Source organism: Citrobacter sp. VF227 (assembly GCF_052950715.1).
This window is the reverse complement of sequence record NZ_JBRFVF010000003.1, coordinates 227,101-239,350: the sequence shown is the minus strand read 5'-3', so window position 1 is coordinate 239,350 and position 12,250 is coordinate 227,101. Positions and strand designations below refer to the sequence as shown.

Genomic DNA, 12,250 nt, shown 5'->3' with positions numbered 1-12,250 from the left:
TCATGTCAAACCCAGCCTATCTGTGGTTAACCGATGTAAATGGCTCCCCCGTAATGGGAAGCTCACAAGTCGCTGGACGCATTGGTGCTATTGAACTGAAAGCAGTCACTCATCACTTGTCTGTCCCTGTAGATGGAAATACAGGTAGACTAACAGGAACGCGTGTGCACGCGCCGATTGCAATACAGAAGGAGTTTAATAAAACAATGCCCCTTTTGTATAAAGCGTTAAGTGAAAGCCAGACATTAAAATCAGCCACAATAAAAATGTATCAAATTCTGGAGATTGGTATTGAAAGTGAATATTTTAATATCATTTTAGAAAATGTAAAAGTGACAGGAATCACAGAGTAATTTCGTAACTGCCATTGAGTATTTCACCAGTACAGAAAGAATGTGCTGGTGGTGAAAGCATACGTTTTATGAACAAACGAGGTCATTCCTCTCTAATAAACAGCGAGATACACCACCAAAACTTTTGAGTAAACTGATACTGCCATTATTCTTCGTATAATTATTTCCCAGATTTTGTCGATGCAATCAACATCTAATTGCGTCAGTATCCTCTGTAAGCATACAGTCAATCATATAACCAGTGACCTGCTCTGGCTGATTCTGCGAGCATACGCACAGTAAGCGGTTTTGACACTTGTTTGATGGGTTCTTTCGTAAACCACTTTCGATAGATCGCTTCTCTTTCCCACGGGTAATAGGCCTCAAAATCAATTACTGAAACATCAACGTTATATTTCTCTCCAAAATCTTCAATGGCATACGGTAATTCATCCCATTCAGCGTAACCTTGCAGCGGCGTATCAAGTTCAATCGGGATAGGCTTGAAAGTAAACGTTACCGCGAGAGATAACTCTCCCCGAAAAAATTCTAATATCTCGTTATCCTTCACCATCAAAGATCCTTCGATATGCAATAATTTGCATACTTATCGTACTCCTGCGTACCCAGATGGGGGAACAGGAACTGCCGTGGCGTATGTGTTTTTCAGAAAACATAAAAGTGACGTCGGTAGCGCATCTACCCGTCTTTTCTTGATCAGGTGATATTTTGCGAGCATCATCGCAATTATTTACCTGATAATGAAATCAATGACTTCCAGTAAAAACCTGCAACAGGCAATTGCCGACATCACTATCTGGCGTAAAGGCGAGCAGCGTGCGCCGCACAAGCCTCTGCTGCTGCTTCATGTGCTGGCGGGTTATCAGCAGGGTCACGGTCGCCTGTTTGACTACGGTTCGGAAGTTCGCGACCCGTTGCATAGTCTGCTGGAGCGATTTGGGCCACAGCGCGCGCAATACCGCCCGGATATGCCCTTCTGGCGCTTACAGGGAGATGGGGTCTGGGAGCTACAAAACGCCGAGCACTGTTCAACATCCGGCAGCAGCAAACAGCCCCCTGCCGGGGAACTGGTAACGCACAACGTTGCCGGAGGTTTTGATGAACAACATTTTTCCCTGCTGAAAAAGAACAAAAACCTCATTAATTCCCTGGCCCAGCAAATCCTCGAGGCGCACTTCACCGAAAGCATTCAGGAAGAGATCGCGGATGAACTGGGATTTGATATCCTGCAAATCCGCAAACAGCGGGACCCATTGTTCCGCCAGCAGGTTCTGCGTGCCTATAACTATGAATGCGCCATTTGTGGCTTCAATATGCGCCACGACAGCACCTCAGTCGCCCTGGAAGCCGCCCATATCAAATGGAAACAGCACGGCGGCCCGTGCGAAATTTCAAACGGACTGGCGTTGTGTGCAATTCACCATAAAGCCTTTGATAAAGGTTCGATTGGGCTGGATGAGCGTATGCGGATTCAGGTATCTCCCGCAGTGAATGGCAGCAGCATAGTGGGCAGACTGTTCTGGGATTTCGACGGTAAATCAATAGCGCTACCGATGATGCGCGAGAATTACCCAAAAGAATGGTTTATGGAGTGGCACAGGAAGGAGGTGTTTAGAGGGTGAGTGCGAAGGCCGGACTCGAATTTCAAAGTTAATCAACTGAATTACAAATGATTAATTGTTAATGCATTAATGACATATACTCAGTTATATACTCAACTATTTTCTTTCAAAAATCAGCGCTTAACGCAGCACATAAACCAACTCAAAGATGGCGATGTGATTATACCCGATTGCATCATTTCAGCCATGGAGTTTTACTATCGAGAGGTAGCATAAATGGACGCTCCTGGGATAATGTTTCGGTCAGTTAAAGCTTCAGTTTGCATGTTTTTTCCGTATAAAAGCCCCCCAATACCGGCAGGTGCATTATGTAATGAAAAAACAAGGAAGAAAGATCGGCTGTATAGGTCAGGAAGACAATTTACAATATTCACCATGCAGAATTATTACGGTTTCGTCGCAATAAACCAGTTGCCTGTCGTGCCCGCAGAATATCTACAGCCCGAAGATATGGGGACTGCTCTTGCCAGCTAAATCCTTTGCGATCGATACGAACCAATTCATATTTCTCCACCAAAAAGTTAACGGCATTAGCCAGAGTAATTCCGGCATCGATATGTTCCTGTATAACCGTTTCATCACTGAACGGCGTATCGTTTAGCGTAATACCATAGTGCTGTTCCAGCAGGCGTGTCAGTAACATTTGCCAGACTGCCACGGGCGACAGACATAGCGTCGCCGCCCGCGGAGTTGTTGCAGGTAGAGTTTTCATATTTGCTCTTGTGAAAGTAGTTAACTATGAGTGGGGTAAATGGCGATGTATACGTAGCCGTAACTGCCAAGGGTATCGGCTTCGCAGGTAAAACCGTTGTGGTACAGGGTAGCGCAGTGGGCATGACGGGGATTCAGTTCACCAGTGGTCAGCATTGATTCCATTTGACGGATAAAATGCGGAAATGCCACATCCAACTTAAGACAATCGGCGTCACTGAACTTACCGGTAATACTAGCCCGGTCAGCCAGATAGTGCAGCCGGTTGCCCTCCTGCACCAGACGGGCTCCCAGGCGTGGCGTGATATCCCGCTGCAGTCCCCATGTGACATTACTGCTCATCGGGCTTCTCCTTTATTGTCAGTTCAGGGTAATACTCATCAGGCAGGCATACGGTCCGCTGCGGTCCTGGCGGCGTTCGGCGTATACCGCCAGCACGCCGGGAATGTCAGGAACTACCTTACCGGTGTAATGACAGACACTGCCGTGCCACTGGTATCTGCCGGTGCAGTATCGAAAAATGCGTGAGGCCGGATGCTGACGGTAAATCGTCATCGCCCGGCGTTTACTGATAATTTTCATGTCATACCTCAAAGCAGACCGTGTTCAGCGAACGACAATATCTGCATGCCACCGATGATGAGATGGTCAGGTACACGGATATCAACAAGCTGAAGCGCCTGCACCAGACGCTGCGTTATGGTCTTATCTGCCTGGCTGGGAGTGGTGTCGCCGGAAGGGTGGTTATGCGCCAGTATCACTGCTGCCGCATTGAAGTACAGGGCGCGTTTGACTACCTCACGGGGATGTACCTCGGTACTGCTAATAGAACCGGCAAACAGGGTTTCATGGGCAATCAACTGGTTTTGCTGGTTCAGATACATCACCATAAACTCTTCACGCTCCAGCCCCGCCATTTTCAGTTTCAGCCAGTCACGGGCAGCCTGAGTGGAGGTGAATGCTACGCCTGTTTCGCGCAGGTGTCGGTCAAGCAGCGTTAAGGCGCGTTTTACCGTGCGTTGTGCGGTTAGTGGTAGTGCCGGAGTCAGTAGGATAAGTGACTGTTCCATCATAAGTATCCTTAATCAATAATGCGCAGAATGGCGCTGGATTCAGGGTGCTGCAGGGCGTAATCACGCAGGCGGTGATAGTGCTCCGTCATGGCATAGCATTCGGTTCGACAGGCGTGATGGCTGTATTCAATCAAGCAGACAGCGATACCTGCGGCTTCCGCGCTCATTTCCGCACCATTGCCGTTCATGCCGTTGAACAGATGCCATTTATCGCCTTCAGCATCAGGAGCCATAAACGCGCCGCCATTGCTGAGCGTATAAAAGGACCAGATACCACCGCTGTACTCATCACAAAAGCGCTCCATCCAGGCGAAAATACGGGGTTCCAGCGTTATCCATTGCGGGATAACGCCGAAGTACAGCGGCCAGAAATCGAGGCGCTGTTCGTCAGGTACGGGTGTTGCAGTGAGGTCAAATTGAGGTTCATTAGAGGACATCAATTCGCATTGAGTTTGTGTCGTCATGGATATTCTCCGTCAATAAAAACGCCAGCGACGATGGCTGGCTTATGGGAAATAAAGGACATACAGGGATGATGAATGGGTGTGGTCAGGAGGAGGATGCTTTGAGGATGCCACACTGTCGGATATAGCGGTTAAGACCTTCACCGGCATCCGGTTCAAAGTTCCGCGCCCGCCAGACCATCCGACCTTCAGGGTCGCGAACCACCAGACGGAAGTGACTGCCCTGGTCGTCTTCAATGGCGATATCGTGATACCAGCGGGTAACAGCTTCAGCCTGCTGTCGGGTGAAAGCTCCCGGTGGCAACATGTGAGATTCAGGCATTCGTTGTACCTTAAAAGCAAAAACCCCTGTTGCAAAAGCGACAGGGGACTGAAAGAGAGGAAGGAAAAATAGGGTATGTTTCGTGTCGTAACAATAAAACTACTGCTTAGCTGCCTGTTTTGCTTTTTCCCAGGATGGTCGGTTTGGGCCGGTGAACTCTTTCACATCTGACCAGTACCCAATCGGATATTGTATTACCGTTTCGTTGCCAACGCCGATGTCAACAGACAGATATTGACCACCTTTAATGGAGCCTTTGCGCACCCAGGCATTTGGACTACAGGTTCCGGTATCACGCTGTTGCCAGGCTCTGGCATCCTTATCGATGATGTAAAAGTCACCTAATGCGCACCCACTGACAGACTTGTGATTTAACACAGCGGCCACATGCTTGGTATTACCGACAATCACACAGCTATTCTGTTTACCGCCACACATGCTCCACAAGGTATCACCGTTACCCCCGGTAAATTCCCAGATGGTATTCGCTGGTGGTGCATCATTGGACGTGGTTGTAGCGGCTGGAGTGTGTGATGGTTCCGATGTTCCTTTTACTAATGCACGTAAAACTTTCAACTCACCATCACTTGGGGTGTTAACCCACTGCCCATCTTTGCCGTTGCTGTAGAAGCCCACGAAGTTATGGAAGTCAGGCTGGTACAAGAATGTCAGATTGTGGTTACCACAGTTACCGCCTTCACACATAAAACCTTTCAGGTAGACTTTACCGTCAATTTTTACTGGTTCCATCGGACCCGCTGGACCATTCATCTCGTCGAGCATCGCCGGTAAACCATTCTGATTCATGGTCTCATCAAACGACTTTTTGTACGCTGGGTCGGTTTTGTACAGGTCGAAAGGATATGGGCAGGTATTGTTTTCTGACTGACAGTTCTTGGCTTCTACCGCCGTTTTGGCGGTTGCCTGGGCTGCAGTCGGGATCATCAGTGCCACAGACAATGCCAACCAACTCCATTTCATATTTGCAGAGAAAGATTTTCTTTTCATTATAAGACTCCTTATAAAGCCCCTGATGCGTCAGGGACTGTGGGCGTATGCTGGCGTATGGCGCTCTGAAGTAGCACCGAAGCTAGTGGGGTGGCGGAGACCGGTTGCCACTCCATCATTCCCTGTCGCCAAGCCAGAGTGGCGGCCGTCAGTTCACCGTGAACAATCAGGCCGGTGATGTCGTCTTCGGTCACATTGTCGTGACGTACGCCATTTATCTCGTAATGCCAGGTCATTGTTTTTCCTTGTTAACAGAGGTCATTAAACCAAAGCTCATCCCGATCCCCCGTTATCGGCAGCCTGTGACAAAACTTCACGGATACAGCTGAAGTGAGGAAGTGCCCGGATAAAGCCTGCCTGAGTGGTTAACAGGCTGAGACGTTTTCGCGGGGTAAAAGTGGTGTTCAGGATTGTCACTGCATGGATGGTCGCCAGAGGATGCACGGTTATATGCCCGTTAAGTTCACCGGTGAGGTACCAGCAGCCGTCGAGAAATATCAGACGGTACGGGGCAAGTCCGTCACAACGTTCACCGTCCGCGAGCAACAATACACGCTGACTGCCGGTGATGGCGCTGACCAGCCGATAAAATACCAGCGGGCTGGTGGTCGTTATCGGCTGTGGTGACTGCCACACCAGGCAAGGGGTTCCATCCGATGCCAGCAGTGCGCCCGCCAGACGCCGGTCCAGCCCCGGAAAGATCTCGGCCAGCCCGGCCCGGTATGCAAAAGTCAGCACATCCAGTTCACCCTGCGGACCTGCACCAGTCCGCAGGCGATAGCATCCCTGATGACACTCGAGGTCCAGATACATCAGTCGTTCGCGAAAATCCCGGTACAGGGTACGGACCGACACATCAAACTCAGTTGCCAGTTTTTGCATCTCTAACGTTTCACCCGCCACAAGACGGCTGATAATCAGCGACAGCCTGACCCCCAGCCTGTCGTAGCGGCGCTCTGTCAGTGGCATGGAGGTTCCTCCGCATTGTTAACTGACTGAAAGAAATAAGATTCTAAAGGAGAGGGGTGACAGGATATGTCCACGACGGGAATTAATTTGGGAAGCGCATGAAGCCAGTGATTATCAGACCTTCGCGGATTTCTGATGATTTAACCGGCAAGTTCTGTGCACCCGAAATGACAGGGTGTGTCATTTATTTACATTTTAATAACAATGCCAGAGGTAAAATGTGAACTCACGCAGGCCGGAAACCGTTGAGCATCGTTTCTGCCATCACCCACAGCGCACGGTTAAGCTTCACGTCGCCATCGATACTGCGCACGGCACGGGTATGCGTTCGCCCGCCTTTCGCACTCCGTCCACTGAGCCCACCTTTAATCAGGTTCTCCTGAATACGCTGGTATGTGGTCCACAGATCATTGCTCTCATCCTGCCAGCGGCGTGGGTAGAGTATCTGAGGTGCTGTCACCGGCTGGTGGTCCTCACCGAAACGGTACGTCAGTGCAGCCTGTGCCAGAGCCTGTTGTGCAGGCGGGGGCAGCACCAGCGACTGCATGGCATCACGTTTTTCTTCCACACTGTCAAAGATCCCCAGTACTTCATAAGCCCCCTCAATCACCTGACTCACCACATCTCCTTTGTGCGGCACCCGTACCTCGCCAAACGACTCACCGCAGACGAGGCCGTTCTGACATACCGCACGGAATAATCCCGGCAACATCTGATACGAGCTGGTGCCATCATGGGAGTTGAGCAGAATAATTTCCGGCACCTGTTTGCCGGTAATTTTCCCCTCCCGACGCAGGCGCAGCATATGCTTTGTATGCTCACGACGCCCTGGGTCACGCACTCGGGTCTGGCAGGCAAAGAAGGGCTGAAAGCCTTCGCGCTGCAGACTGTCCAGCAGGGATATGGTGGGTATGTAGGTGTATTTTTCACTACGTGACTCGTGTTTGTCCTCACTGAACACACTGGGTACCACGCGATACAGCTCTTCACGGGTTAGCGGACGATCACGACGAATAAGGTTTGCTGCGCCAAAGCGCGAAGCCAGACGGGTCATAAGCAGACTCCTCATGATGGATAAATAAAAGCAAAAAAGCCCTGCCGCAAAATGGCGGCAGGGCTCAGGAAACTACGGGTTAGAAGGGTTAATGTTCAGAAGAAGAAGTTCCAGACTGCACGGGCGACCGATACCACAATGTCGCGTACAGACTGGATGACTGTCCGAACCGGGGCCGGTATCAGGGGCATGGAACTTACTGTATCCAGTACCGAGCCGACCGTTTCACCAAAATCGTCACGGGCTTTTTTATTAACAACATCGGTACGAAGTGGAGCACTAAGCTGTACTGCCACCGGACTGCTGGCCTCGCGTGGCAGGCAACGAATCATCCGTTCAGCCATCACCCGCAGCCCCCACTGCAAACGTATCGACACCGCACAGACAGGGTTTACAGGTTGGAATAACTCATGCAATAGACAGATTTTGCGGCTGATATTTTGTTTCTGCTCTTTAGACAGCTTTTCACCACCGCTGGTGGGTTCAGCCTTGTCGGACTGACTGATAACAAACAACACCTTATGCCAGTATTCTTCACCAATCACCTGCCGGTAAAAATGTTCATCTACGGACAGCGCACGGTCATCGGCCTTAATCAGCCACAGCACCAGATCGAGGTGCGTCAGTTGCTGGCGATACATCGCAGCATATTCCGCATCACGACTTTCGCTTTCACCGACACCGGGCAGATCTACTATGGTCATAAAGCGTTCGCCAACTTGCAGGCGAAAGCGCAAAGGTTCGCGTGTGCAGGCGCTCACATCGCTGACCGGAGAGATTTTTCCGGCAAACAGCGCATTACAGAGTGATGATTTACCCGACCCAGTTTTCCCCATAATGCCGATACTAGGCTCGTATTGTGTTAACTGACTAATCTGCTGCATGACTCGAGCGCAGGCCCATTCCGGTAAACCGGTAAGTGAACGATGCAGCGAATGCAAACCATCCTGATTTCTCATGACATCTCCGAGATAAAGAAAACAAAAACAGCGAACCCTTGCGGATTCGCTGTAAATGCGGTGCGTTCAGGAAGATGATATCTATCTGAAATTACTTAGAATACATGCTGGCTGATCAATATCATTCAGTGATTGAGCCGTTTTGAGATTCAATTGAGTTAGTTCAGACCTGATCTCGGCACTGTTACGGTACAGAGCTTAACCTAAACTGACAGGCTGCTCTGTGCCAGTAGCGGAAGTTTCTAAAATGGTCTGTACTAACCAAAGGGAAGTATGTCAGCCGTAATTTGCCATGAAAGCAGGATTACTCATAAAAAATGATGTCATCCCTATTTCAGTTGTCTCAGAAAGATGCGATAACAGGTTATAAATCAAACAGAAAAGCATGAGAATTGAGACAAGTACCACGGATCAAAAATTTTCAATACTCTTATTGGGGCTAAGTATGAGCAGAGAAAAGGCTTTCGAAAAATTCAAGGAAGTTCAGGAACGGTATATTGCTCGAAAAGATACTCTTTTTGAAGCGAATGAAGCTGAAAGCCGCTTACTTGTGATAGATGAGATCCTAAATATACTGGGTTGGAATAAAGAAGAATTTACGCCGGAAGCGTATTGCAGAACAGCGGGGTATGCCGATTATATACTGAGTACGGACAGAACACCTCGCCTTGTGGTTGAAGCAAAAAAAATCGGCGTGACCTTCGGACTCCCCAAAAACACCTTGACCTTAAACGAATACTCTGTCGCCTATCTTAAAAAAGCATTCAATAAAAAAATCTCTGAGGTGATCGATCAGGCACAAAGATACTGTGTCGAAAAAGCGGTTCAATATGCATTGATCACAAATGGTGCAGAGTGGTTTGTTTGCCCAATGCTGCCAAAAGCAGGTAAAACAACTGACTCAATGAAAGGCGTTTATTTTGGGAATATCTTTGGAGATGAATTTTCATTTGATCTCATGTATAACCTCATCTCTAGGGATAGCACAGAAAAGAATAATCTGGACAGCTATCTCTCAGAACTGAACCATGTACCGTCAGAAGTGTGTTACATGCTAAAAGATCATGTCCATGATTTCATTTGGGATAGCAACAAAGACAATCAATGGATTGATGATTTTTATGAAAACTTTTTTTCCCAGATAACAGAAAACAATCAGCGAAAAATGCTAGAGCACTGCTTTGTCAGTGACTCTAAGTTAGATCAGTTTAAAGGGGAAATAAAAAGAGCGTTAAAAGATTCAAAACCCAGTTTTCTTCCTAATGATGCGTTAGACCTCTCACCTTCTGAAGGTAAAGAATTCATCCTAGAGCATCATACTGGTAAAGTTATCATCATTACTGGTGCCGTTGGATGTGGAAAGACCACTCTGGTAACTAAATGTTTAGTAGAAGCAAGACAGCAAAAGAACATATATGCAACCCCAATCATCATAGATTTGATAAATGACGTATCAAAACATAGCATTGATGTGAAAAATATCGTATTCAATTATCTACATGACAAGATAAAAAACGAGTATGAAAGCGAGTTTACATTAGATGAACTACGCATCACGTTTGCGCATGAAATTAAAGTGTTAAAAAACGGCCCCTACAAAGATATATTTGCCAAAAATTCAGAAATGCTTATGATCAAAGAAGCTGAACTACTGGAGAGGGAAAGCGCCAACCGGCAGAATCTAGTATTAAAAATATTCCAAAAGCGTGTCAAGGAAAATAAATCCGTTATTATTGTGATTGATAATGTCGACCGGGCTTCTGAGTCTTTTCAAGAGGAAATTTATGCCTTATCTCATTTAATAACCCAAGCATCGGGTGCAACAGTCATCATCACACTCAGGGAGTTCACCTTCTTTAAGAATAAAGATAAAGGCTTTCTGGACGTTAGGCCAGAAGACAAGATCATTCATCTCAAATCACCGGACTTTAACAAACTAATTTCGACTAGGATAAAGTATATTAAAGAATGTCTGAACGAAGACTTTAGGATTAGAGACTGGAGAAAAAAATATCAGCTTCAAGATTTCTTAGATAAAATGAATTTCTACGCTGATGTGCTGAGGAAAAATCTTCAATTGTCAAATGAGAGTATGCCAATTCTAGAAATATTATCTTCCGTGTCTTGGCATAATATCAGAAACTTTTATCAATTGATTAAACACGTACACTACCAATTGGGAAACGAGTCAGCATGGCGTAAAAAGGATGTTATCTCCACGCTCACCTACCATCCCGATCACACGGAAAAAGCATATATACCGAATGTTTACCTGCCCTATCAAAACGTAAACCAGTGTTACTTCCTGAAGTTAAGAATACTCTATTTTCTGAATGATGCTGTTTCCCCCGGCGAAATTGCAAAAGGAATTAGCCTTGAAAGGATAATCCGGTTTGCATCACTTTACGGGTATAAAAAAGACTGGATTAGCAAAGCAATTGAGAGTTCGGTTAAAGAAAGGATTATTGAATGTATTGAACTACCCTCTGACAGTGACTTCAACATAGAGTACACCGTTAGCTCAGTCCATACATTTCGTATATCGCCTTTAGGCACTTGTTTGATACTCGATATCTGTCATACATCAATTTACCTGTCTTTAACATCTCTTTATTTGCCTTTCCATGAAAAAAAGCCCTATAACGAAGCAAAACAAGAACTCACCAGACTGATTAATGCGATTTATAATGATAAGAGTATTAACACCAATCATGAAATTATTGATCTAGTCGAAGAAAGTCAGATACCAGTTATAATATCAAAATATTTGTCATCAGAGTATTTAAGAGAAAAACTGACTTTATCATTATTGAGAACTCAAACAGACGTACTCTTAACCGAAAAAAGTATAAACCGACTGGTGGCATCGTTCAGTCGTAACATAGGTAACAACGACGAGTTTAACGCTAACCGTGAGAAAAGTGATCACGGTAATTTATCCTTCGATTTCGGTGATGGAATTGAAAAAAACAGTATATCCGGTGAAGAGATAGACATCCCACCTTCATTCAAGCCATTATCTCTTGAAAATGTCATGTCCTGCGGAAGTGAGTATATCCCTCTCATCTTTGTCGCCCTAGTGATACGTTCCTATCTTGGTTTTGAGACCAGCATTGGTACAGAGATTACAGAAACAATTAACGATTACATAGTAAATGATGACAATAAAAAATATACAAATAATGTTTCACGCGCACTGCGTTCTAACTCTCTAATAAAACAGAAATGGTTGTTGATTAGGACGGATTTGCATCCTAAGTTCAGGAAGTTTTCACTGAGCAGTACTTGGCAGTCAGAATGGATTGAAATATTCGGTGAAGAACCACCAGAAATCGAAATTTGACGCGGGGTCTAAGGAGCAAATTGTGCAATTAAACTGTAAAAGTGAAATTGAGGATAAGTCGATAGTAGACCAATTGACCCACTTCCCGTGGATCCCAACGTGACAACGTTAGTATTACAACTATGTGCGAACTTCCGCTCCTCGCTCAAAGCGGACTGTCTGACATCTCAAGAAATTTCCCGATTGTGCGAAAATCCCTACAAGCTCCTTCCTCCTTCAACTCCCTTAACATTTCACCGCCATAGATCTTACTTATGTATTTTCCGGATCTCAGAAGCAGAAGAGAGAGATTTTTACCGAAGAGTCACAAAAAAGTGGATTGTTGTGTTGAGGGGATTATTGCTTTTAATGGTATAAATAATACTTATTTTT

At 46.4% G+C, this 12,250-nt stretch carries 13 protein-coding genes and 2 pseudogenes; 3 read left to right on the top strand and 12 right to left on the bottom strand.

Features of this window, described 5'->3' with window-relative positions; translation table 11 throughout:
* Positions 1-2 precede the first annotated feature (2 nt).
* Positions 3-347: pseudogene (locus tag ACU8YC_RS13505) on the top strand (Hcp family type VI secretion system effector); the annotation flags it as partial.
* Positions 348-579: 232 nt separating this feature from the next.
* Here the strand turns inward: ACU8YC_RS13505 and ACU8YC_RS13500 are convergent.
* Positions 580-906, bottom strand: coding sequence for a DUF1493 family protein (locus ACU8YC_RS13500; RefSeq protein WP_252838453.1), 327 nt, complete (start codon positions 904-906; stop codon positions 580-582).
* Positions 907-1,102: 196 nt separating this feature from the next.
* Here ACU8YC_RS13500 and ACU8YC_RS13495 point away from each other — a divergent pair, with 196 nt between their 5' ends.
* Entirely contained in the window at positions 1,103-1,975 is an 873-nt protein-coding gene (locus ACU8YC_RS13495) for a phosphorothioated DNA-binding restriction endonuclease (RefSeq protein WP_446895446.1), read from the top strand.
* A 370-nt stretch (positions 1,976-2,345) separates the two neighbouring features.
* Here the strand turns inward: ACU8YC_RS13495 and ACU8YC_RS13490 are convergent, their stop codons facing one another.
* The 11 genes and pseudogenes from ACU8YC_RS13490 to ACU8YC_RS13440 all read right to left on the bottom strand — a co-directional run bounded on the left by ACU8YC_RS13490 (position 2,346) and on the right by ACU8YC_RS13440 (position 8,535).
* Positions 2,346-2,687, bottom strand: a complete 342-nt coding sequence (locus tag ACU8YC_RS13490; protein ID WP_302422174.1) for a TA system toxin CbtA family protein — start codon at positions 2,685-2,687, stop codon at positions 2,346-2,348.
* 20 nt (positions 2,688-2,707) lie between these two features.
* Positions 2,708-3,028 carry a type IV toxin-antitoxin system YeeU family antitoxin gene (locus ACU8YC_RS13485; protein WP_199997867.1) on the bottom strand — a complete coding sequence of 107 codons (321 nt, stop codon included), beginning with the start codon at positions 3,026-3,028 and terminating at the stop codon, positions 2,708-2,710.
* Between the two features lie 18 nt (positions 3,029-3,046).
* Positions 3,047-3,268 (bottom strand): DUF987 domain-containing protein, encoded by a 222-nt coding sequence (locus ACU8YC_RS13480; RefSeq protein ID WP_064372464.1) that lies wholly within the window; start codon positions 3,266-3,268, stop codon positions 3,047-3,049.
* Positions 3,269-3,276: 8 nt separating this feature from the next.
* Positions 3,277-3,759: a JAB domain-containing protein gene (locus ACU8YC_RS13475; RefSeq protein ID WP_446895445.1), complete on the bottom strand. Its 483-nt coding sequence runs from the start codon at positions 3,757-3,759 to the stop codon at positions 3,277-3,279.
* Positions 3,760-3,767: 8 nt separating this feature from the next.
* Positions 3,768-4,223, bottom strand: a complete 456-nt coding sequence (locus ACU8YC_RS13470; RefSeq protein ID WP_446895444.1) for an antirestriction protein — start codon at positions 4,221-4,223, stop codon at positions 3,768-3,770.
* A gap of 85 nt (positions 4,224-4,308) precedes the next feature.
* The gene (locus tag ACU8YC_RS13465) at positions 4,309-4,545 is read right to left on the bottom strand and encodes a DUF905 domain-containing protein (protein WP_302422168.1); all 237 of its coding nucleotides are present in this window, start codon (positions 4,543-4,545) and stop codon (positions 4,309-4,311) included.
* Between the two features lie 99 nt (positions 4,546-4,644).
* Positions 4,645-5,553: an Ivy family c-type lysozyme inhibitor gene (locus tag ACU8YC_RS13460; RefSeq protein WP_079927736.1), complete on the bottom strand. Its 909-nt coding sequence runs from the start codon at positions 5,551-5,553 to the stop codon at positions 4,645-4,647.
* 62 nt (positions 5,554-5,615) lie between these two features.
* Positions 5,616-5,789 (bottom strand): annotated as a pseudogene (locus ACU8YC_RS13455) (DUF4339 domain-containing protein); the annotation flags it as partial.
* A gap of 37 nt (positions 5,790-5,826) precedes the next feature.
* A complete protein-coding gene (locus ACU8YC_RS13450; RefSeq protein ID WP_302422167.1) occupies positions 5,827-6,522 on the bottom strand; it encodes a transcriptional regulator in 696 nt (231 codons plus the stop codon).
* A gap of 226 nt (positions 6,523-6,748) precedes the next feature.
* Positions 6,749-7,576, bottom strand: a complete 828-nt coding sequence (locus ACU8YC_RS13445; RefSeq protein WP_446895443.1) for a DUF932 domain-containing protein — start codon at positions 7,574-7,576, stop codon at positions 6,749-6,751.
* A 95-nt stretch (positions 7,577-7,671) separates the two neighbouring features.
* Positions 7,672-8,535, bottom strand: coding sequence for a GTPase family protein (locus ACU8YC_RS13440; protein WP_446895442.1), 864 nt, complete (start codon positions 8,533-8,535; stop codon positions 7,672-7,674).
* Between the two features lie 445 nt (positions 8,536-8,980).
* On the opposite strand from ACU8YC_RS13440, the gene ACU8YC_RS13435 reads away from it, so the two are divergent.
* A complete protein-coding gene (locus ACU8YC_RS13435) occupies positions 8,981-11,878 on the top strand; it encodes an AAA family ATPase (protein ID WP_446895441.1) in 2,898 nt (965 codons plus the stop codon).
* Positions 11,879-12,250: the final 372 nt, after the last annotated feature.

Coding starts and splice junctions, on each gene's coding strand:
- ACU8YC_RS13460 (WP_079927736.1), bottom strand. CDS start 5,553: ATGAAAAGAAAATCTTTCTCTGCAAATATGAAATGGAGTTGGTTGGCA.
- ACU8YC_RS13485 (WP_199997867.1), bottom strand. CDS start 3,028: ATGAGCAGTAATGTCACATGGGGACTGCAGCGGGATATCACGCCACGC.
- ACU8YC_RS13445 (WP_446895443.1), bottom strand. CDS start 7,576: ATGACCCGTCTGGCTTCGCGCTTTGGCGCAGCAAACCTTATTCGTCGT.
- ACU8YC_RS13465 (WP_302422168.1), bottom strand. CDS start 4,545: ATGCCTGAATCTCACATGTTGCCACCGGGAGCTTTCACCCGACAGCAG.
- ACU8YC_RS13450 (WP_302422167.1), bottom strand. CDS start 6,522: ATGCCACTGACAGAGCGCCGCTACGACAGGCTGGGGGTCAGGCTGTCG.
- ACU8YC_RS13475 (WP_446895445.1), bottom strand. CDS start 3,759: ATGATGGAACAGTCACTTATCCTACTGACTCCGGCACTACCACTAACC.
- ACU8YC_RS13470 (WP_446895444.1), bottom strand. CDS start 4,223: ATGACGACACAAACTCAATGCGAATTGATGTCCTCTAATGAACCTCAA.
- ACU8YC_RS13480 (WP_064372464.1), bottom strand. CDS start 3,268: ATGAAAATTATCAGTAAACGCCGGGCGATGACGATTTACCGTCAGCAT.
- ACU8YC_RS13440 (WP_446895442.1), bottom strand. CDS start 8,535: ATGAGAAATCAGGATGGTTTGCATTCGCTGCATCGTTCACTTACCGGT.
- ACU8YC_RS13490 (WP_302422174.1), bottom strand. CDS start 2,687: ATGAAAACTCTACCTGCAACAACTCCGCGGGCGGCGACGCTATGTCTG.
- ACU8YC_RS13435 (WP_446895441.1), top strand. CDS start 8,981: ATGAGCAGAGAAAAGGCTTTCGAAAAATTCAAGGAAGTTCAGGAACGG.
- ACU8YC_RS13495 (WP_446895446.1), top strand. CDS start 1,103: ATGACTTCCAGTAAAAACCTGCAACAGGCAATTGCCGACATCACTATC.
- ACU8YC_RS13500 (WP_252838453.1), bottom strand. CDS start 906: ATGGTGAAGGATAACGAGATATTAGAATTTTTTCGGGGAGAGTTATCT.